This window comes from Pseudomonas sp. AIG, from assembly GCF_977020205.1.
The window spans coordinates 42,419-63,456 of the sequence record NZ_CDROCK010000002.1 but is presented as its reverse complement, the minus strand read 5'-3'; the positions used below and the strand labels follow the sequence as shown (position 1 = coordinate 63,456).

The following is a 21,038-nucleotide window of genomic DNA, read 5'->3' as shown; positions in this document are numbered from 1 at the left end:
ATAGGGCAGTGCTGAACAGCATTGGCCCAAAATTTCCTACAAGCCTAGCATTCGCAGCGTTCCGGCACAGACCGGGTCCATATCGAGATGATTTCTATCATGTCCTCCGCTGCATCTTTCCGCACAGAAAACGACCTGCTTGGCGCCCTCGAAGTACCGGCTCAAGCGTATTACGGCATCCAGACCCTGCGAGCGGTGAACAACTTCCGTCTCTCCGGCGTTCCGATTTCGCATTACCCGAAACTGGTTGTCGGTCTGGCAATGGTCAAACAGGCCGCTGCTGACGCCAACCGCGAGTTGGGTCACCTGAGCGAAGCCAAGCACGCTGCCATCAGCGAAGCCTGTGCCCGATTGATCCGCGGTGATTTCCACGAAGAATTCGTGGTCGACATGATTCAAGGTGGCGCCGGTACTTCCACCAACATGAACGCCAACGAAGTGATCGCCAACATTGCGCTGGAAGCAATGGGTCACCAGAAAGGCGAGTACCAGTACCTGCACCCGAACGACGACGTCAACATGGCGCAGTCGACCAACGACGCCTACCCAACGGCGATCCGCCTGGGCCTGCTGCTCGGTCACGACACCCTGCTGGCCAGCCTCGACAGCCTGATTCAGGCGTTCGCGGCCAAGGGCAAAGAGTTCGATCACGTCCTGAAAATGGGCCGTACCCAGCTGCAAGACGCCGTGCCGATGACCCTCGGTCAAGAATTCCGTGCCTTCGCCACCACCATGGGCGAAGACCTGGCCCGTCTGAAGACGCTGGCCCCGGAACTGCTGACTGAAGTGAACCTGGGCGGCACCGCGATCGGTACCGGCATCAACGCCGACCCGCGTTATCAAGCCCTGGCGGTACAGCGTCTGGCCCTGATCAGCGGTCAACCGCTGGTTCCTGCCGCCGACCTGATCGAAGCGACTTCCGACATGGGCGCCTTCGTGCTGTTCTCCGGCATGCTCAAGCGCACTGCGGTGAAGCTGTCGAAGATCTGCAACGACCTGCGCCTGCTGTCCAGCGGCCCACGCACCGGTATCAACGAAATCAACCTGCCAGCGCGTCAGCCAGGCAGCTCGATCATGCCCGGCAAGGTCAACCCGGTAATCCCGGAAGCCGTGAACCAGGTTGCTTTCCAGGTCATCGGTAACGACCTGGCGCTGACCATGGCAGCCGAAGGCGGCCAACTGCAGTTGAACGTGATGGAGCCGCTGATCGCCTTCAAGATCTTCGACTCGATCCGCCTGCTGCAACGCGCCATGGACATGCTGCGCGAGCACTGCATCGTCGGCATCACCGCCAACGAAGCGCGCTGCCGCGAACTGGTCGAGCACTCGATCGGTCTGGTCACCGCACTGAACCCGTACATTGGCTACAAAAACGCCACCCGTATCGCCGGCCTCGCCCTTGAAAGCGGCCGCGGCGTGCTGGAACTGGTGCGCGAAGAAGGTCTGCTCGACGAAGCCATGCTCGCCGACATCCTGCGCCCGGAAAACATGATTGCTCCGCGTCTGGTTCCGCTGAAAGCCTGAACCGACGCGTTACTTGTAGCACCGCTCACCAGGTCGAGGGACTAGACACCTCTCACCTTTTGAGGGCTTGGGGATGATTCTCCAGGCCCTTTTTTTTAACTTTCTGACCCTGAGACCCGTATGTCTGGGGACTGCTCGCTCTTACAGAAGAGCCGTCCCTGCACAAGCCCGGCGCCGGTAACGCCGGGTGTTTCAAAGCCTCGTTTCGTCGCTTGCACCACGACTGTGCAGACGGGCGCGCCACTGATCGGTATAGTGCCGCCCCTCTTCGCATGAGCGGTCGTCGGTAACGAGGCCATAACCCATGTGAAACCCGAACTAATAACAAACCCGCGAAATGGAAACGGGACGAAACCTTCGCCTCACCTGTCGTGCCGCGCGCACACCGGTGTAACACGATGTTTCTTCCATCCAGCATTTGCTCACACAAAAAACAGCGAGGAAAAATCCATGCTCGAAGTCATTAACGACTTCCTCTCAGGGAAAGTACTGATCGTGCTCATTGTCGGGCTCGGTAGCTACTTCACGATTCGCTCGCGTTTCGTTCAATTGCGTCACTTCTTCCACATGTTCGCGGTGTTCCGCGACAGCCTCACAGGCAGCGCCGGGCAACTCAGCTCGTTCCAGGCCCTGATGCTCAGCCTTGCCGGCCGTGTCGGTGCAGGCAACATCGCCGGTGTCGGCATCGCCGTGACCCTCGGTGGTCCGGGTGCAGTGTTCTGGATGTGGGTGACCGCACTGGTCGGCATGTCCAGCAGCTTCTTCGAATGCACCCTGGCCCAAGTCTACAAGCGCGCCGATGGCGACGGCCTGTACCGTGGCGGCCCGGCTTACTACATCCAGCACGGTCTGAAGCTCAAAGGCATGGCGGTGGTGTTCTCGGTCCTGCTGTTGGTCACCTACGGCTTTGCCTTCATTGGCCTGCAGTCCTACACCGTGACCCACTCGCTGCAGAACGCCTTTGAATTCAACCCACAACACACCGGTATCGTCCTCGCGGTGCTGCTGGCCATCACCTTCCTCGGCGGCATCAAGCGCATCGCCTCGGTGTCCGACCTGCTGGTGCCGATCAAGACCCTCGCCTATATCGGCGTGACCCTGTACGTGATCGGTACTCAGATCGAACACGTGCCAGCCATGCTGGAAACCATCTTCAAGAGCGCCTTCGGCCTCGACCCGGCCTTTGGCGGCCTGCTCGGCAGCGCCATCGTCATGGGCGTGAAGCGTGGCGTGTTCGCCAACGAAGCGGGCCTCGGCAGTGCGCCGAACGTCGCCGCCGTGGCTGCCGTGAAACACCCGGGCGCGCAGGGCGTGGTTCAGGCTTTCAGCGTGTTCCTCGACACCTTCGTGATCTGCACCTGCACCGCGCTGCTGATCCTGCTGTCGGGCTTCTACACGCCGGGCTTCGAAGGTGACGGTATCGTCCTGACCCAGAACTCGCTGGCCGCCGTGGTCGGTGACTGGGGTCGCATGTTCGTCAGCGTCGCGCTGTCGCTGTTCGTCTTCACCTGCATCCTCTACAACTACTACCTGGGCGAGAACAGCCTGCAGTTCCTCACCCGCAACCGCGCCGCGCTGATGATTTTCCGTGGCCTGGTGCTGGCGCTGGTGGTCTGGGGTTCGATGCAGGACCTGTCGACCGTGTTCGCCTTCGCCGACATCACCATGACCTGCCTGGCCTTCGTCAACCTGGTGGCCCTGGCCATGCTGTTCAAGGTCGGCATGCGTGTGATGCGCGACTACGACGGGCAGCGCCGCGCCGGCGTCAAACAACCCGTGTTCGACTCGAGCAAATTTACCGATCTGGACCTGGACCTGAAGGCCTGGCCGGCCAACCCGTCTGCCGCTGCCGGCAAGACCGAAGCCGAGCCGCAAGGCGTGCCTGCAGCGCAACGCTGACAGGTGAATGACGGGCGCATCCCCTGCGCCCGTCAGTTAAAGTGCAATGCATGACCTGTGGGAGCGAGCTTGCTCGCGAAGGCGGTGTGTCAATTGAGTAGATGTCGACTGACACGACGCCTTCGCGAGCAAGCTCGCTCCCACAAGGTATTCATCGTTTCGGAGAATCCTATGACCCCTTCGACTTATCCCGCCGCTCAAAACGTCATGGTGCTCTACACCGGTGGCACCATCGGCATGCAGGCCAGCGCCAATGGCCTGGCCCCGGCGTCCGGTTTCGAAGCGCGGATGCGCGACTACCTGCACAGCCAACCTGAACTCGTCGTGCCGCAGTGGCGCTTTCGCGAGATGTCGCCGCTGATCGACAGCGCCAACATGACCCCGGCCTATTGGCAGCAACTGCGTGAAGCGGTGGTCGATGCCGTTGATGTGCAAGGTTGCGACAGCGTGCTGATCCTGCACGGCACCGACACACTGGCCTACAGCGCGGCGGCGATGAGCTTCCAGTTATTGGGGCTGAATGCTCGTGTGTGCTTCACCGGTTCCATGCTGCCGGCCGGGGTTGCCGACAGCGATGCCTGGGAAAACCTCGGCGGTGCGCTGGTTGCCCTCGGCCAAGGTCTGGCGCCGGGCGTGCACCTGTACTTCCACGGCGAACTGCTGGCGCCGACCCGTTGCGCGAAAGTGCGCAGCTTCGGCCGTCATCCGTTCAAACGTCTGGAGCGTCAGGGCGGCGGTGTGAAAGCGCCCTCGATGCCAGTGTCGTTGAACTACAACCAGCCGAAACAGTTAGCCAAGGTTGCAGTGTTGCCACTGTTCCCGGGTATCAGCGCTGGAGTGCTCGACGGTCTCCTCGACAGCGGCATTCAAGGTCTGGTGCTGGAGTGCTACGGCAGCGGTACAGGGCCGAGCGACAACCCTGAGTTTCTGGCAAGCCTTGGCCGCGCACGGGATAACGGTGTGGTGGTGGTTGCCGTGACGCAATGCCATGAGGGTGGCGTCGAGCTGGATGTGTATGAGGCGGGCAGTCGCTTGCGCGGTGTTGGCGTGTTGTCCGGCGGTGGCATGACTCGCGAGGCGGCGTTCGGCAAGTTACACGGCCTGCTCGGTGCTGGGCTTGAAACTCAAGAAGTGCGCCGACTGATCGAACTGGATCTGTGTGGTGAGTTGCTCTGAGCAAGACTCTGGATCGGCCCTCACCCTAGCCCTCTCTCGGAGGGAGAGGGAACTGACCTTAGTGTCTTGCGCTATACGCCGACCTGAAAAAAAGTGTCGATTATGGATTCGGCACAGTTTTTTCACGTCGGCGTATCTCTTCAATATCCCCCAATCGGCCCCCTCTCCCTTTGGGAGAGGGCTGGGGTGAGGGGCTACTGCGGCATGCAACTTGCTGCGCTCCAGCCACCTCAAGGCTGGAAGATCCCATGCTCCACTCCCACCTCACCACCCTCAATGCCGTCTCGCTGATCCTCAATACCTTCAAGGCCGAAGGCCTGTCGAGCGAGGCATTACTGGCCGGCAGCGGCATCAGTGCGGCGGATCTCAGCCGTGCCGACACGCGCATCACCACCAATCAGGAGATGCAGGTCTGCGCCAACGCGGTCGCGCTCAAGCACGATATCGGTCTGGAACTGGGCCGGCGCATGCATGTTTCCTGCTACGGCATCCTCGGTTACGCCCTGCTGACCTGTGCCACCTTCGGTGACGCTTTGCGCCTGGCGATCCGTTATCCGGCGCTGTTGGGAACACTTTTCGAACTGAGCCTGGAAGACGATGGCGAGCGCGTCTGGTTCGTCGCTGCCGATTACCGCGAGAGCCCGGCGATGGCGGTGTTCAATGCCGAGTTCTGCCTGGTGTCGCTGAAAGTCATTTGCGATGACCTGCTCGGGCATGCGCTGCCCTTGCTCGCCACTCGATTCGAACACGCCGCGCCGGATTATCGTGACAGTTACGCCGAGCACTTCGACAGCCCGCTGCACTTCGCCGCCAAGGACAACGCCTTTGCCTTCGACCGTCACTGGCTCGACCAGCCGCTACCGCTGGCCGATGCCATCACCCATCAAGCCATGGCCGAACGTTGCCGCAAACAGAACCTTGAGTTCACCGGGCGTCAGGCGTGGCTGGGAAGGATTCGACAACTGCTCAGCGCGCAATTGAATGCTGCGCCGGGACTGGAAGGGCTGGCGCAACAGATGAAGTGCTCGCCACGCACGCTGCGCCGGCATCTCAAGGACATGGGCAGCAGCTATCAGGAACTGCTCGATGAACTGCGCTTCGAGCGGGCCAAGCAGATGTTGTGTGAGGATCAATTGCCGATCTATCGCATTGCCGAAACGCTCGGGTTCAGCGAGACAGCCAGTTTCCGCCATGCGTTTGTGCGCTGGAGCGGCGTGGCGCCAAGCCAATTCAGGACGTGAAGAAGGGGCGAATTGCGGTCATGATTTTTGGCCATATCCATCCCCTTTTGGCCTTTCCTGCCGTTTTCCGATTCGCCGTGCAACGCAACACTGGACGCAACCGAATCAGCCCTGCGGAGAACAACAAATGCTGACGATCTACTCAGACGATCACCACCTGCACCATGGCCGCTGCGAACTCATCGATGGCCAGCTCAAGCCGTGCTTCGAGATGCCGTCGCGCGCCGACCATGTGCTGCAACGTGTGCAGAACCAGAACCTTGGCGGGGTCGAAGCGCCCAAGGATTTCGGTCTTGAGCCGATCGCCCGTATCCACAGCCGCGACTATCTCGATTTCTTCAAAGGCGCGTGGGACCGCTGGACCGAATTCAACACTGACGGCGATCTGCTGCCCTACACCTGGCCGGCGCGCACGCTGCGGGCAATCAAACCGACCAGTCTGCATGGTCAGCTCGGCTATTACAGCTTCGACGGCGGCGCACCGATCACCGCCGGTACATGGCAAGCGGCCTACAGCGCGGCGCAAGTAGCCCTCACCGCCCAAGCGCAAATCCAGCGCGGCGCACGTGCAGCCTTCGCCCTGTGCCGTCCACCGGGACACCATGCCGCCAGCGATTTGATGGGCGGTTATTGCTACCTCAACAACGCCGCGATCGCCGCGCAGGCTTTCCTCGATCAAGGTCACAAGAAGGTCGCAATCCTCGACGTCGACTATCACCACGGCAACGGCACGCAGTCGATTTTCTATGCGCGCAGCGACGTACTGTTCACCTCGATCCACGGCCATCCGGAAGCGGAGTTTCCGTTCTTTCTCGGCTACGATGATGAACATGGCGAAGGCGCCGGTGAAGGCTTCAACTTCAACTATCCGCTGCCCGCAGGCTCCGGTTGGGAGGTGTGGAGTGCGGCGCTGGATCAGGCCTGCGACGAGATCGACCGTTATGGCGCCGACGTGATTGTCGTGTCCCTCGGCGTCGACACCTTCAAGGACGATCCGATCTCGCAGTTCAAACTCGACAGCCCGGATTATCTGGCGATGGGCAAGCGCATTGCCGCCCTTGGCAAACCGACGCTGTTCGTCATGGAGGGCGGTTACGCGGTGGAGGAAATCGGTATCAACGCGGTGAATGTGCTCGAAGGATTCGAGCAATAAGCGAACTCAGGCCGGATAAACAAACCAGACCCGCTCAGGCGGGTCTTTTTTTGCCCGCAATATTTATCTACCGCATGCGCCTCACCGCCCGCCTCTACCTTGCCCGGAACCGCCGCCCTTTCAGCGCGCGCCTATCAGAGCAGGAATTGCCCATGCCCGAAATCCCCTCACCCAGTGCCGTCGACATCCTGACCCAACTGGTGACCGGTCCTTCGCTGCGAGAAGTCGCCTCGAAAACGCTACGCCCGGCACTCAAGACGTTGTATCCAGACCTCGACATTGATCCACAGCTGGCCATGGTCGTGAGACCGACCTGGGTCATTCAGGATGATGAGGTCGTCCCCGGCCGCCACTTGATTGAATCGCTGACCGACACACTGGTGCGGCTGGGCCTCTCCGGCACTGCCGTGACGTACCTCGACGGCGAACACTATCTGACCTTGCAGCCCGATCAGCCCGCTGCCATCCAGCTGCCGGTGAAAATCAGCGCCGTCGGCAAACTGCTCAATGAACGGGCACCTTTGCTGTTCATTGCCTACAAGGAACAGCAAGTCGAGTATTGGGACGAATTCACCTACCCGGGGCAACCGCGCTGGCAGCAACTGTCGCAAGCCTTGCGCAACCTGTGGAACGTCGAGGCCAATCCCGACTGGAATGCCAACCAGCGCGCCATGGTCGAGGCGGTTTACCGGCACCCGGACAAACATCAGCGCCGGCCGACCGGCAAATACCAGGTACGCGCCTGCCTGATCGATCTGGACCGCAACGAGGGTGACGACCAAGAGCACCTGGCCCTGCTCGATACGGCGGTGCTGATCGGTACTGACGGCGAAAGCACCTGGATCATGACGCACTCGGTGATCCAGGGTTTCGAGCACTTCGAATCACTGGATGAGCTCGGCAAAGCCTTGCCGCGTCGCTACTGGAAAGAGGCCTCCGGGACCGGATTGAAATGGCGACTGTTCGAACCGCAGGGCAACTTCTTTGACTATCAGGCCTGTACCTTGATCGCGCTCGAAGCTGACGCTCTGGGTGAGATCAGTTTCTTTCAGGATTCGAGCGCCAACCCACTCTACCCGCACACCGGGACGGTCGGCGATCCTCGAGAACCGACACCGCGCCTCAAACCTCATATCGAGCGCCTGCGTCCGATGCTGCCCGCCTGGCTCGACAGCGCGGCGCCTGCCGATCAGAACCGTTACAGCCGGCATCTGCTGGATCTGACCATGATCCAGCATACGAACAAGGGAAAAACATTCCAGAGCGAAGTCATCAGCCTGCAAGCGTTCACCTGTGAGGCCCTGAAACAACAGATCCTCAAGGATCATCCGAGTGCCGCCGAGGTGAAGATCGAGGACATCGAAATCAGCATCACCAGCCTGGTGGTCTGGGGCACATTCGTATTGCCGGGCAACACCCAGACCCAGACGCTGTCACTCATCGAACTTGCCCTGCAGAACCTCGCGGGACAACCGACAGGCAACAAAACCGTACGCTACAAGGACGACAGCGAGTTGCCTGAATGGCTGACCGCGAGCTACCTCGAACAACTGGTGAACACGGTCGATATCGGCCGGACTTACACCGCGCACCTGCAAAACCTGTTGGTCGACGACAGCGAGCAAGCGTCGACGCTACAAAACCTCTACACCAGCCAGTTGCCCATCGAACTGCCGTTGCTGGCGTTGCAACACAAAATACAAGGCAAGGCCGGCATCACTGATCAGGGGTATCGCTACGTGGTTGCCGCCCTGGCCAGCAGCGACGATGAACGCCAGGTCGATCGCGAGGAAATCGTCATTCGTCCGTTGGCTTTCGTCGCCCATCGCACCTCATCAAAGGCAGATACCGTCAACAACATGTTCGTTATCGGCCCACGCGACGTCGACAAAGGACCCTGCGTGCTTTACCGGCCACTGTTTGAAATGGCGCTGATGCAGTTTCCCTCTCACGCCAACCTGCTGTACGAAATCCAGCATTCTCGCCATCTGCGCGAGTCGGTCCTCGCCTGGTTACCGGACGATGTGCGCTTCAACTACAGCCAGTTTGTCTTCACCGCGAGGCTGCCTTCGATATGGACGATCCCGCAGTTGCTGACCAATCCCGGTACCGCTCTGGACATGTCCGGCCCCGTGGCACTGGGGACGGCAACGATTGAACAGGATGTGCTGGCGACGCTGCACAACAGCAACGTCCAGGCGCTGATGACCCAGGCCGATCGCCAGTCGGTGTCCGATGCCGAGGCGCGCTGGGCCACGCTTAAACACGGCGGCTGGACGCTGTTCAACGCCGCATTGCCGTTTCTGGGGCGCAGCGTCGGCACAGCCGCGTGGATCTGGCAGATCATGGACGACCTGCAAGAAATCAGCGACGTCGCCAATGAGCAATCCGGCAAGACCGCCTGGACCGCGATCGCCGACATCCTTCTGGCGCTGGGCATGGTACTGGCCCATCGTGCAGCGGTCGGTGACAAGCCACAAAACGAATCGACCAGTCCGGAAGAACCCGGCCCAACCATCACGCCCCCCACCGTCATTGGCAAGGCATTACAGCTGCCAGATATTGCCGGCAGCGCACTGCCCGGCGCTCATGAGATATCGATCAACCCTTTTGCCGCCCTGAAGCGATCTCCCGTCGCACTGACCACGTTGCTCGACAGTTTTCAGATCGCCAAACCCCGAGGCATCGGCGATGCCGCCAGCGAAGGCATACACAGACACCTCTACCCCCGCCAGAAACAATGGTTCGCCCCCGTCGGCAAGCGCTGGTTCGAAGTCACGCTCAATGAGCACGCGGATGTCCAGATCATCAACTCACGCCAACCCGTTCCGCGTCTCGGGCCCTTGCTGAGCCACACCGCTAATGGTCAATGGGTGGTCGATCTACGCTTGCGCCTGCGCGGCGGCGGACTCGACGCAGCGCTTGAGAAAGCTCAGGACTTCAGTAAAAAAACCGCCAAACAGCTGAGCACCACCATCAGCGCTTTCGACAAGACGATGAAAGCCAAAAGCACTCAGCGTGACGCCGACCACGACGCGTTCAGCAACGCGCCGGCGCAAGTCCGTGCGCAAGCGCGTCAGCGGTATCTGGATACGCTCGACTCACAGCACAAGGCGTACGGTACGAGCATCGAACAGATCAAAGCGTTGAATAAAAAGCAAACCATTCCCAACTACCGGGAGGTCATGATTCAACGACTGGAGATGCAGTTGTTCCTCGGCCAGGAATGGCTGGAACTGCATACCACGGAGTTCCAGGCGAGTCTGAAGACGATGCAGACAATGCTTGCCGATGAAGGACGTTTCGCCGTGGAGACGTTCGCTCGGCAGTTCGAAACGATGACCGATCAGACTCAGGCCATCATTGAAAAAATAGAGTCGGCCCGGACCCGTTTCGACGAGCTGATGCTGCTGGGAAGCGATGCGGTTGAGGTACTTCACACCTATCGTGAGGCGCTGCCCAAATATGATCTGAATGACCTCAAGCTGTTGCAGATCAGCCTCGGCCAGGAGATCTGCATCAAGGCAGCAGACCCGACCTCGGGCGCCAACGCCTATCAGGCCTTGTCCACGCTCATCGAAGACGCTGCACTGAATATCCAGAGCGCGTTGAATCTGAGCGCCGATGAAAGCCTCGACAACCTGCGCGAACGCAAGGATGCCTTGAGCAATGTTGCCGAGCAATTCACCTCGATCGACCAACGTTTTGGCGATCTGCTGATCGACTATCCCGATCAGATCTACACCGAGCGACTGACGCATGTGCGCAGCCGGGTCAATGCGTTCAAGGCCCGCACAGATGTAAAACTGGCCGACTTGCTGCGTTACAGGCACTTGCTGGAACCGGCGCCGGGACCTTCAAGGCAAACATCGGCACGCCAGATCATCAAAACCAAATCCAGGCGCACGCTGGTCGGCGAGCGCAAAAAAAGTCTCGAAGGCCAGGACACCGATCAGGTGGAAGTGCGCACCACCCTGACGGGCGTCATCGCCACGTTTGAGGAAGAATCACCCGGGGTCTGGGTCGAGCAGCGCAAAGCCACAACCAAGCCGCCCAAGACCAGCCCTGACCTCAACCACAGCATTCGTGAGGGCGAGGCTCTGCTCGACGGCTTGGCCGCGTTCCACCGGCGTATCGAAGCCCAACTCAAACGAGGACCAAGGATTCCTGTCGAGATCGAGGAGCAATACCACAATCATGCCGCCGCTTTGCGAGAAGCCAACGCGGCAATCGATGAAGCACTGACCGGCAGCAATCTGACTGCCGACCTGAAGAAGCCGACCGAAGCGCTCGGCCACAGGCTTGACGCGGCCGCTCGAACCCTTGAAGAAAAAGGCACCAGCACCCGTATCCGGATGGTCAAGCAACAACTGCCGACCGCCGCCGGGATTCAGTGGCTGAAGGACAAGGGAGAAGTGACAATCTCCCAAACCGTGACTCGGCACCGGCTCAAAGGACAGGCCAGGGATTTTCTCGACGAATATGAAATTCGCGACGCCCACACCCACAAGGCGTTGTGTTACGCCCATTTCCATTACAGCAGCGCACAAGCGCCCGTCGCCCCGTTCCCCGTCGGCCACATGAAAACCGTGGCACAACGGCATATGAGGGGGGCCTATGAGCCACGCTTACTGAACAATCAGGCGCTGATCAATGTTCACCGCAGCGGTATTTCCGAGCGGTCCGCGCAGGCGCTGTTCCTCACGCCTGCCACGCCTGTCGTAACCGGGTCAGCGCCGCTGTGATCGCTGGCTCAGGTACGGCGGCAAAGCCCAGCACCAGTCCGGCGCGCTGCGCCAGCGGCGTCGTCGAATCCGGCAGCCAATAACGGCTCAAGCCGTTGATCTCCACGTCGGCGCGGGCGGCTTGTTCGATCAGTTGCTGCTCGCGCTCGATGCTGTCGACCGCCACGGTCAAGTGCAGTCCGGCCGAGACCGCAGGTAAATCGCCGACGCCGGCAATGACGCTCGGCCAGCCGTCGAGCAAGGTATTGCGCCGGCTCAGCGCAGCGCGGCGCATGCGCCGGATATGCCGCTGGAAATGTCCGGCAGCCATGAATTCGGCCATTACCGCTTGTGTACTCACCTCGGAATGCCGGACATCCACAGCCCGCCGTTGCGAGAACGCATCCACCAACGCCGGGGGCAACACCAGATAGCCGAGACGCAGCGCCGGGAACGCGACTTTGCCGAAGGTACCGACATACAGCACGCGGCCCTGTCGATCGAGTGCCGCCAACGGTGCCAGCGGCGCGCCGGTGTAACGGTATTCGCCATCGTAATCGTCCTCGACGATCCAGCCTTGGCTACGCTCGGCCCAGGCGAGCAGTTCGAGGCGTCGCGCCAGGCTCATCACAACGCCGGTCGGATATTGATGTGAGGGCGTGACATACGCCACGCGACAATCCTCAGTGGCCGCCAGTGCCGAGCAATCCATGCCCTCTTCATCCACGGCAATGCCGCGCAAACGAGCGCCCGCCACGGCGAACGCATGACCGGCCGCGCGATAGCCCGGATTTTCGATCGCCACGCCATCGCCCGGCGCTACCAGCAACTGTGCACAAAGGCTAATCCCTTGCTGTGCACCGCTGGTGATCACAATTTGCTCAGGCGAACACTGCATGCCCCGCGAACTGCGCAAATAGGCGGCGATCATCGCGCGCAAACGCGCATCGCCGGATGGATCGCCGTAGCACAGCTGCTCCAGATCCGGCTTACGCCAGAAAGCCGCATTCAGCTTGGCCCACACCTCGAACGGGAACAGATCAAACGCCGGAACACCGACCCGAAATGCGCGCGGCGGACCACTCGGTGGCCGGGGTAAATGGTTCTTTTCGATGCGCGAAAAACTATCGCTGTGGATAACTTTACTGGATGGAATCACAGGTGAATCCAGCCAATTTGTGGATAAGGCTGTGGGTAAGCCTGTTGAAAACCCTGTGGATACTTTTGTGGATAGTTTTTTCGACGGCGCTGCTACGGGCATCAATTGTGCGACGTAGGTGCCATCCCCCACCCGCCCTTCAATAAAGCCTTCGGCATACAGTTGATCGTAGGCGCGCACCACGCTGTTGCGGGAGATTCCCAACGCCGCCGCCAGATCGCGACTGGCCGGCAACCGCGTACCACTCGCCAGCCGCCCATCCAGCACCCGCAAGCGCAACGCCTGATAGAGCTGACGACTCAAGCCCTGACGGCGGTCTAGCTCGATACCCGCGGGATTGAACGGCATGGACAACGTCGGCGAATCGGGCATGGCAATGGACCTATGAAATTGGTCATTAATGGCTCTTACAACAGACCAATAGCCTGCCTACGATGCTGGCATTCGCCAAGGAAAATCTCCATGTACACGCCACGCGCTTTTGCCATCGAAGACTTGTCCCAACTGCACGAACTGATTCTTGCCACCCGCCTCGCCATTCTGGTCACCCATGGCGACAGTGGTTTGCAGGCCAGCCATGTGCCGGTGCTGCTGCATTGCGAACAAGGTGAGTACGGCACGCTGTACGGGCACCTGGCCCGCGCCAACCCGCAATGGAAAGACCTGCGCGACGGCGCTGAAGCCATGCTGATCTTCGCCGGCGCCGACGCTTACGTCAGCCCGGGCTTTTACCCGAGCAAGGCCGAGCACGGCAAAGTCGTGCCGACCTGGAACTACATCGCCGTGCACGCTTATGGCCACGCCGAAACCTTCAGCGACGGCGGGCGCCTGCTCGACATCGTCAGCACCCTGACCGACCGTCACGAAGCGGGCCGTGCGCAGCCGTGGTCCGTCGCCGATGCGCCCGCCGATTACATCGACGGCATGCTCAAGGCGATTGTCGGTTTCGCCATTCCCATCGACCGCCTCGAAGGCAAGCGCAAACTCAGCCAGAACCGCAGCGCCGAAGACATTGCCGGCGTGCGCGAAGGCCTCGCTGCCAGCCCGGAAATCAATGATCAAACCCTCGCCCGATTGATGCGCTAAGGAAATCACCATGAGTCAGATCGACATTCGCCAGGTCAGCGCCGATGACCGCGCCGCGTGGCTACCGCTGTGGCAGGCCTACCTGCAGTTCTACAACACCGAACTGCCTGACGCTGTAACCGACAGCACCTGGCAGCGTTTTCTCGACCCGAGCGAACCGACCCACGCGGCATTGGCCTGGGCCGACGGTAAAGCCGTGGGCATGGTGCATTACATCTATCACCGCTCGAACTGGAGCATCGAAAACTCCTGCTACCTGCAGGATCTGCTGGTGATGCCGCAAACCCGTGGCAGCGGTGTCGGACGCCTGCTGATCGAACACGTTTATGCCACCGCCAAGGCTGACGGCTGCGGCAAAGTGCACTGGCTGACCCATGAATCCAACGCCACCGCGATCCAGCTCTATGAGCGCATCGCCGAACGCCCGGGCTTCATCCAGTTTCGCAAAGCCCTTTAAGGAGACGCACGCATGACCGCATCACTCGCTGACTGGAAAGGCGTCCCCGCCCCCACCGCCACGTTGCTTGAAGGCCGCTTCATTCGCCTGGAACGACTCGATCCGGCGCGTCACGGCGACGAGTTGTTCGCCGCACTCGAAGGCCCCGGCGCCGACCCGAAACTCTGGGATTACTTGCCCTACGGCCCGTTCCCGGAACGCAGCGTTTTCGACGCTTGGCTGAACAACCACGCGGCCGCCAGCGACCCGTATTTTTTCGCTGTGATCGACCGCGCCAGCGCTCAGGTGCAAGGCATCCTCAGCCTGATGTCGATCGTCCCGGCCCAGGGTCGTATCGAAATCGGCCACGTCACCTTCGGCGCGCCGATGCAGCGCTCGCCGAGAAGCACCGAAGCGGTGTACCTGCTGGCCAAACATTCCTTCGACCTCGGCTACCGCCGCCTCGAATGGAAGTGCAACAACGGCAACGCCCGTTCCAAATACGCTGCCGAGCGCCTCGGTTTCAGCTTCGAAGGCGTGTTCCGTCAGCACATGGTGGTCAAGGGCCAGAACCGCGACACCGCGTGGTACTCGATTCTGGATGGCGAGTGGCCGGCGATTGCGGCAGGATTCGAGCAGTGGCTGTCGGATGAAAATCAGACGTCCGACGGGCAGGTGAAAGGCTTGGTCGAGTGCCGATCGTGATTACCTGAAAAGCAAAAGATCGCAGCCTGCGGCAGCTCCTACACGGGATTGACGTTCACCCAAGGAGTTGCCGCAGGCTGCGATCTTTTGATCTGTTGTTCACCCCAGCTTTTGCGCCAGCACCGCAATGTGTTCCGGCCCGATGCCGCAGCAACCGCCTAAATGGCTGGCGCCACGCTGCTGCCAATCAATTGCCCAATGCAAGTAACCCGGCGGATCAAGATCCTCGCGCAGCGGATCAAGTCCGTCATTGGCCGTGGCTTCTTTTGGCTGCGGCGGAAACGCGTTGGCGTAAGCGCCAATTCGAATCTTCACCCCCAGACGCTCGAAGGTTTCACGCGCCGCATCGATCGCGGCACCGATCACTTCCGGCTGACTGCAATTGAACAGCAACGTTTCGACGCCCAACTCAGCCGCCACCGCCGCCGCTTCGGCAACCGGTTCGCCAGAGCGCAAGCGCGGCACTTCATCGGTGTCTTCGTCCTTCAAGGTGAACGACAACCAGAACGGTTTGCCATCCTTCGGCAACCCGGCGTGAATGGCTCGCGCCTCTATGATCGAACTCTGGGTTTCCGCCAGCCACAGATCAACATGCGGAGCCAGGCCATTGACCAAGGGCGCCAGCAACTCGGTCACTCGTGCGGCCTCGAACAGATCCGGACGATAGGAGCCAAACAGCGGCGGCAATGAGCCGGCCACCCGCACGGATTTCCCCGAGGCTTGCACTGCACGTCGCGCCAGCTCACCGGCCAACGCGGCCAGCGCCTGCCCTTCAGCGGCGAAACGCGCTTCGCCAATATGGAACGGCACCACGGCATAACTGTTGGTGGTAATCACATTGGCGCCACTGGCGATATACGCGGCATGTACCGCCTCGACAGCCTGCGGTGCTTCACTCAATGCCAGCGCCGACCACTCAGGCTGACGAAATGGCGCACCGGCGCGCTGCAACTCACGGCCCATGCCACCATCGAGAATAATCGTGCTGCCTGCGCCCATATGCTTTTCACTCATATGCTTATGAAAATAACTCACTATCAGAGTCGTTCTTATAACTATTTAATACGCACCATTCCGTTAAAAACAACCTCTTTTTTACTCAGGGATCGACTGTGAAATTTCAACCGCTACTGGCCCTGGGCCTGACGATTCTGGCCGCCTCCACGCAAGCCATTGCGGGCACGACACTGGACCGTATCGAGCAAAAGAAAGAACTGGTCGGTGTGCTGATGGAAAGCTATCCGCCGTTCTCGTTTCTCAATGACCAGAATCAACTTGATGGCTTCGACGTTGATGTCGCCAAAGCCGTGGCTGACAAGTTAGGCGTCAAGCTGCGACTGGAAACACCGTCCTGGGACGTCATTGCGGCCGGCCGCTGGAGCGGGCGCTACGATATCTGCATCTGCTCGATGACGCCGAGCAAGGCCCGCGCCGAAGTGTTCGATTTCCCGGTCGAGTACTACGCTTCGCCGGCAGTGATCGTGGTCAACGCCAAGGATGAGCGGATCCACGACGCCAAGGATCTGAGTGGCAAAAAAGTCGGCCTCACCAGCGCTTCCAGTTACGAAAGCTATCTGAACAAGAACCTGGTCATTGAAGGCGCCGAAGACACGCAGCTGCAGTACCCGTTCGACGATGTGCAGATCGCGCCGTACGACACCGACAACGTCGCCTTCCAGGACTTGGGCCTGGGCGCCGGCGTGCGCCTGGATGCGATCCTCACCAACCTCGTCACCGCGCAGCCACGCCTGAACCAAGACAACCGCTTCAAACTGGCCGGTGCGCCGCTGTACTCGGAGCCGAACTCGGTGGCCATCGAAAAGGGTGACGCGCAATGGGACGCCAAGGTGCGTGAAGTCTTCGCGCAACTGAAACAGGACGGCACCCTGAGCAAGCTGTCGCAAAAATGGATCGGCGCTGATATCAGCCAATGACTTCTTTCCCGACACCTCCCCAGCCACCGCAACCGGTGGCTGAAACTCGCCTGCAACGGATGTTCGGTTTTCGTACGCGGCTGTACCTGACATGGGCAGCGCTGTTCTGCCTATTCGCCGGGTTCTTCCTGAGCTTCGACCTGAAGTTCTCGATCATCCTCGACAAACTGCCCAATCTGGTCGGCCTGCACCTGGCGCCCAACGGTTTTCTACAGGGTGCGGCGCTGACGCTTTTCCTCTGTCTGTGCTCGATTGTCGCCTCGTCCCTGCTGGGCTTCATCACGGCGTTGGCACGCCTGTCGAAAAGCGCGGTGGCGTTCGGCATCGCCAGTTTTTACACCTCGTTCTTTCGCGGCACGCCACTGCTCATCCAGATCCTGCTGATCTACCTGGGCTTGCCGCAATTGGGCATCGTGCCTGGCGCCATCGTCGCGGGCATCATTGCCCTTTCACTGAACTACGGCGCCTATCTCAGCGAAATCTTTCGTGCCGGCATCCTCGGGGTCGACCACGGCCAACGCGAAGCTTCGCTGGCACTGGGGATGCGCGAGACAGTGATTTTCTGGCGCATCACCCTGCCGCAAGCCATGCGCACAATCATCCCGCCCACGACCAACCAGTTCATCTCGATGCTCAAGGACTCGTCACTGATTTCGGTGATGGGCGTCTGGGAAGTGATGTTTCTCGCCCAGTCATACGGGCGCTCAAGCTACCGCTACATCGAAATGCTGACGACGGCGGCCATCATTTACTGGTTGATGTCGATTGGCCTGGAGTTGATTCAGGCGCGCATGGAGCGGCATTACGGCAAGGCTTACGTGCGTCGCGATCAGTGACTCATCACCTCAAAGACATCATTCTGTAAAAACCCTTCGCTATACAGGACGGCCCGCTTATAACAAGAAGGCCGTCCACTCATGCCGTTCCCGCCCCAGCGTCTGTCCCTCGCCATTGCCCTGTTGATCACCGCCACCACCGCCCACGGCAAAACCGTGCAGATCGACACCGCCACCACGGCAGCACAAACGCTGGGTGGCAGCGACACTTTGACGATTTCCGCACCCGGCAGCATCATCAACAGTGGCAAAACGGTAAGCCTGAAGGACAGCACCAGCGGCGTAGGTGTAGTGATCGATAACGCGGGCAAAATCATTTCCACGGGGGGCCGCGCGATCGACAGCAGCGGCGACCTGAGCAAGGCACGCAACTACACCATCTACAACCGCAGCGGCGGGCAGATTCTCGGCGCCAACGACGCTTTGCGCATCGACAGCAATTTCGTCAGCGGCAGTCTGTTGATCGATAACAGCGGGGTGATCCGCTCCACCACCGGCCAGGGTCTGGACCTCGATGCGCTACGCAGTGACGGCGTGAAAACCACCATCATCAACCGCGTCGGCGGGCTGATTCGCGGCGACGCCAGCGACGGCATGAAGACCGGCGCCAACGCGACGATCACTAACTACGGCGAGATTTCCACCGGCGATTCGCACAATGCCGACGAGAAATTCGACGGCATCGATATCGATTCCGCGAGCGGTGTCAGCGTGACCAACTACGGGGTGATTTCCGCTGGACGTCACGGCATCACCACCGATCTCGGCGCGACGCTGATCAACTACGGGCAGATCACCGGCCGTAATGGTTCCGGCTTCGGTTCCGATGGCGATGGCACCGTGATCAACCACGGCACCATTACTGGCGCTTACTCAGGCTTGCAAGCGAACGGTGACGGCGATGGCGTGGACATCGACAAGATCGCCCACATCGAAAACTACGGCACCATTCAAGGCGTCGGTGCGGGTGGTGTCGACAAGGGCGGTTTCGCCAACGGCAGCGAAGGTATTGCCCTCGGTGGTGGCTACATTCTCAACGCCAGTAATGCTTTGATCAGCGGTGCCGACAGCGCCATTCTGGTCGACGATGGCAGTGGCGGCTCCGGACTGGCGGCGACCACTCTGGAAAACTTCGGCACCATCCAAGGTCTCAACGGTTTCGGCGTGAAGTTCGTCGGTGAATTCGCCGACAGCGTCATCAACGGCGGCACGATCAGCGGCAGCAATGGCCTGGCGCTGGATCTGGGTGCCGGCAACGACAGTCTGAGCTTGCGCAATGGCAGTCGCTTTGTCGGCGTGGTGGATGGCGGCAGCGGTTACGACCGGGTGGTGATGGATGACGCGGCCGGTGGCAGCTTCGGCGCCAGTCGCAACTTCGAATGGCTGGAGGTCAAGCAAGGCGCGTGGACGCTGACCAGCCATGATGATTTCAGCGACGGCGGCGCGGTGCGCAACGGCGCAACACTGGTCAACCAAGGCAGCATCGTCGGCAACCTGAGCGTCGACGCAGGCGGTGTGTATGCCGGTGGCGGTTCGGTGGGCAGCCTCACCGTCAACGGCACATTGCGCACCGACACCCACCTCGGTCGCGCAACCATCGTTCGCGATTTGAACATGGCCAGCACCGCCACCCTCGCCTACGGCGTCAATGCCGATGGCAGCAGCGCGCCGGTACAGGTCGGCGGCATCGCCAGTCTCAATGGCGCAACGCTCGCGGTAAATCCCGGCAGCGGCACGTATCCATGGCAGAGCCATTACACCGTGCTGCAAGCGGCGCAGGTCAACGGCACCTTCGGCAAAGTCACCAGCGACTATGCGTTCCTGACGCCGACCCTCGCCTACACGCCCACCCAGGTCGACCTGACCTACACCCGCAATGACGTGGCCTTCAATGCGTTCGCCACGACCGGCAACGGTACAAACGCCGCCAACAGCCTGGCCTCGATCGGCAAAAACAGTGCGCTGTACAACGCCTTGCTCAATACCAGCCAAAACAGCGCCGGCGCTGCAATCGAACAACTGGCCGGCGCCAGCAACGCCAGCCTGACCAGCGCCACCCTCGGCGCCAGCAGTCAGGTCGGCACCAGCATGCTCTCGGCGATGCAGCAAATGGGCGGCAGCCCGGGTTTGATGGTCGGTCTCGATCAACGCGACACCCCCGTGCTGGCAGCCAATGGCGTGCCGTCCGAAACGCGCAATCTGAATGATCCGAACGCGCGCGGCCGGCTCTGGCTGCAAGGCATCGGCGGCTACGGCAAGCTCGATGGCGAACACGGCAGCAGTGGTCTGGAGCAACGCACCAAGGGCAGTGTGCTGGGCGCCGACTGGTCACTGAATCCGGCATGGCGCCTGGGTGTACTGGGCGGCTATTCAAAAACCGATCTGGATGCGACCGGCGTCGACGGCAACGTAGAGAGCTGGCATGCCGGCGTCTACGCGCTGCATCAGAATGGCCCGATCGCCGTGCGCCTCGGCGCGGCGTACAGCGGTCATCAAGGTGAAAGCAAACGCACCATCGCCTTCAATGGTTTCAGCGACCGCCCGAAAGGCGACTACGACGCCGACAGCCAGCAAGCCCTCGCCGAACTCGGCTACGCCATGGGCAGCGGCCGGCTCAGCGCCGAGCCGTTCGCCAATCTCGGTTATCAGCGCTACCACCGCGACCGCTACAAGGAAAAAGGTGGCGCCGCCGCGCTGCAAGTCGACAGCCAGACCCAAGACAACTTCAGCAGCACCTTCGGCCTGCGCCTGGCGCACTTGAGCAGCCTGGACAACGGCATGAGCGTGACCCCGCGCATGGCCGCTGGCTGGAAACACACCTACGGCGATGTCGGCAGCTCGACGCGTCAGGCGTTTGTGACTGGCGGCACGGCGTTCAGTGTCGATGGCAGCTCGCTGGATCGTGACAGCCTGGTGCTGGAAGCCGGCCTCGATGTGGGGATTTCCGCGCGGCATACGCTGGGTGTGGGATACAGCGGTGAGATCGGCAGCAACAGCCGCAACCACGGGTTGATTGGTCAGTGGCAGATGAGTTTTTGAGGGCTGAACAGCCGGCGGGGTCTTGAATGGCCGTAGGAAAAGGAGCCGCTGCGGCCGAGTAAAAATCCTGGTTGCGGATCTCGCGGTCATTTTCTACAAAACGATGCGATGTCGCCTGCAAGCCTA

Annotated in this window: 14 protein-coding genes; 12 read left to right on the top strand and 2 right to left on the bottom strand. The window is 60.7% G+C overall.

What is annotated here, in order from left to right; all coding sequences use genetic code 11:
* Nucleotides 1–99 precede the first annotated feature (99 nt).
* From aspA to ACWR1S_RS01700, 6 genes are all read left to right on the top strand, one after another.
* Nucleotides 100–1,524 carry an aspartate ammonia-lyase gene (gene aspA / locus ACWR1S_RS01725; protein WP_064116482.1) on the top strand — a complete coding sequence of 475 codons (1,425 nt, stop codon included), beginning with the start codon at nt 100–102 and terminating at the stop codon, nt 1,522–1,524.
* A gap of 450 nt (nt 1,525–1,974) precedes the next feature.
* Nucleotides 1,975–3,423, top strand: a complete 1,449-nt coding sequence (locus tag ACWR1S_RS01720) for an alanine/glycine:cation symporter family protein (RefSeq protein ID WP_454562235.1) — start codon at nt 1,975–1,977, stop codon at nt 3,421–3,423.
* A 171-nt stretch (nt 3,424–3,594) separates the two neighbouring features.
* Nucleotides 3,595–4,599, top strand: coding sequence for an asparaginase (locus tag ACWR1S_RS01715; RefSeq protein ID WP_454562234.1), 1,005 nt, complete (start codon nt 3,595–3,597; stop codon nt 4,597–4,599).
* A 248-nt stretch (nt 4,600–4,847) separates the two neighbouring features.
* A complete protein-coding gene (locus ACWR1S_RS01710; protein WP_454562233.1) occupies nt 4,848–5,840 on the top strand; it encodes an AraC family transcriptional regulator in 993 nt (330 codons plus the stop codon).
* A 127-nt stretch (nt 5,841–5,967) separates the two neighbouring features.
* The gene (locus ACWR1S_RS01705; protein ID WP_454562232.1) at nt 5,968–6,993 is read left to right on the top strand and encodes a histone deacetylase family protein; all 1,026 of its coding nucleotides are present in this window, start codon (nt 5,968–5,970) and stop codon (nt 6,991–6,993) included.
* Between the two features lie 152 nt (nt 6,994–7,145).
* Nucleotides 7,146–11,738, top strand: a complete 4,593-nt coding sequence (locus ACWR1S_RS01700) for a dermonecrotic toxin domain-containing protein (protein WP_454562231.1) — start codon at nt 7,146–7,148, stop codon at nt 11,736–11,738.
* Here the strand turns inward: ACWR1S_RS01700 and pdxR are convergent.
* On the bottom strand, nt 11,695–13,248 hold the full coding sequence (gene pdxR, locus ACWR1S_RS01695; RefSeq protein WP_454562230.1) for a MocR-like pyridoxine biosynthesis transcription factor PdxR: 1,554 nt from the start codon (nt 13,246–13,248) through the stop codon (nt 11,695–11,697). The genes ACWR1S_RS01700 and pdxR overlap by 44 nt on opposite strands.
* Before the next feature lie 90 nt (nt 13,249–13,338).
* Between pdxR and ACWR1S_RS01690 the strand changes: the two genes are divergently transcribed.
* Genes ACWR1S_RS01690 through ACWR1S_RS01680 form a run of 3 tightly spaced genes read left to right on the top strand, consistent with a single transcriptional unit; the run spans nt 13,339 to nt 15,103 of the window.
* The gene (locus ACWR1S_RS01690; protein ID WP_454562229.1) at nt 13,339–13,962 is read left to right on the top strand and encodes an FMN-binding negative transcriptional regulator; all 624 of its coding nucleotides are present in this window, start codon (nt 13,339–13,341) and stop codon (nt 13,960–13,962) included.
* A gap of 10 nt (nt 13,963–13,972) precedes the next feature.
* Nucleotides 13,973–14,419 carry an N-acetyltransferase family protein gene (locus ACWR1S_RS01685; protein ID WP_454562228.1) on the top strand — a complete coding sequence of 149 codons (447 nt, stop codon included), beginning with the start codon at nt 13,973–13,975 and terminating at the stop codon, nt 14,417–14,419.
* A 12-nt stretch (nt 14,420–14,431) separates the two neighbouring features.
* Nucleotides 14,432–15,103, top strand: coding sequence for a GNAT family N-acetyltransferase (locus ACWR1S_RS01680; protein WP_454562227.1), 672 nt, complete (start codon nt 14,432–14,434; stop codon nt 15,101–15,103).
* A 99-nt stretch (nt 15,104–15,202) separates the two neighbouring features.
* Here ACWR1S_RS01680 and ACWR1S_RS01675 read toward each other — a convergent pair whose 3' ends face one another.
* A complete protein-coding gene (locus tag ACWR1S_RS01675) occupies nt 15,203–16,102 on the bottom strand; it encodes a homocysteine S-methyltransferase family protein (RefSeq protein ID WP_454562226.1) in 900 nt (299 codons plus the stop codon).
* 113 nt (nt 16,103–16,215) lie between these two features.
* On the opposite strand from ACWR1S_RS01675, the gene ACWR1S_RS01670 reads away from it, so the two are divergent.
* The 3 genes from ACWR1S_RS01670 to ACWR1S_RS01660 all read left to right on the top strand — a co-directional run bounded on the left by ACWR1S_RS01670 (nt 16,216) and on the right by ACWR1S_RS01660 (nt 20,912).
* Nucleotides 16,216–17,037, top strand: coding sequence for an ABC transporter substrate-binding protein (locus ACWR1S_RS01670; RefSeq protein WP_454562225.1), 822 nt, complete (start codon nt 16,216–16,218; stop codon nt 17,035–17,037).
* A complete protein-coding gene (locus ACWR1S_RS01665; RefSeq protein ID WP_454562224.1) occupies nt 17,034–17,873 on the top strand; it encodes an amino acid ABC transporter permease in 840 nt (279 codons plus the stop codon). The genes ACWR1S_RS01670 and ACWR1S_RS01665 overlap by 4 nt, the downstream gene beginning before the upstream one ends.
* 81 nt (nt 17,874–17,954) lie before the next feature.
* A complete protein-coding gene (locus ACWR1S_RS01660; RefSeq protein ID WP_454562223.1) occupies nt 17,955–20,912 on the top strand; it encodes an autotransporter outer membrane beta-barrel domain-containing protein in 2,958 nt (985 codons plus the stop codon).
* Nucleotides 20,913–21,038 lie beyond the last annotated feature (126 nt).

Excerpts from the sequence above, each read along its gene's own strand:
- aspA (WP_064116482.1), top strand. The coding sequence starts at position 100 with ATGTCCTCCGCTGCATCTTTCCGCACAGAAAACGACCTGCTTGGCGCC.
- ACWR1S_RS01720 (WP_454562235.1), top strand. The coding sequence starts at position 1,975 with ATGCTCGAAGTCATTAACGACTTCCTCTCAGGGAAAGTACTGATCGTG.
- ACWR1S_RS01715 (WP_454562234.1), top strand. The coding sequence starts at position 3,595 with ATGACCCCTTCGACTTATCCCGCCGCTCAAAACGTCATGGTGCTCTAC.
- ACWR1S_RS01710 (WP_454562233.1), top strand. The coding sequence starts at position 4,848 with ATGCTCCACTCCCACCTCACCACCCTCAATGCCGTCTCGCTGATCCTC.
- ACWR1S_RS01705 (WP_454562232.1), top strand. The coding sequence starts at position 5,968 with ATGCTGACGATCTACTCAGACGATCACCACCTGCACCATGGCCGCTGC.
- ACWR1S_RS01700 (WP_454562231.1), top strand. The coding sequence starts at position 7,146 with ATGCCCGAAATCCCCTCACCCAGTGCCGTCGACATCCTGACCCAACTG.
- pdxR (WP_454562230.1), bottom strand. The coding sequence starts at position 13,248 with ATGCCCGATTCGCCGACGTTGTCCATGCCGTTCAATCCCGCGGGTATC.
- ACWR1S_RS01690 (WP_454562229.1), top strand. The coding sequence starts at position 13,339 with ATGTACACGCCACGCGCTTTTGCCATCGAAGACTTGTCCCAACTGCAC.
- ACWR1S_RS01685 (WP_454562228.1), top strand. The coding sequence starts at position 13,973 with ATGAGTCAGATCGACATTCGCCAGGTCAGCGCCGATGACCGCGCCGCG.
- ACWR1S_RS01680 (WP_454562227.1), top strand. The coding sequence starts at position 14,432 with ATGACCGCATCACTCGCTGACTGGAAAGGCGTCCCCGCCCCCACCGCC.
- ACWR1S_RS01675 (WP_454562226.1), bottom strand. The coding sequence starts at position 16,102 with ATGGGCGCAGGCAGCACGATTATTCTCGATGGTGGCATGGGCCGTGAG.
- ACWR1S_RS01665 (WP_454562224.1), top strand. The coding sequence starts at position 17,034 with ATGACTTCTTTCCCGACACCTCCCCAGCCACCGCAACCGGTGGCTGAA.
- ACWR1S_RS01660 (WP_454562223.1), top strand. The coding sequence starts at position 17,955 with ATGCCGTTCCCGCCCCAGCGTCTGTCCCTCGCCATTGCCCTGTTGATC.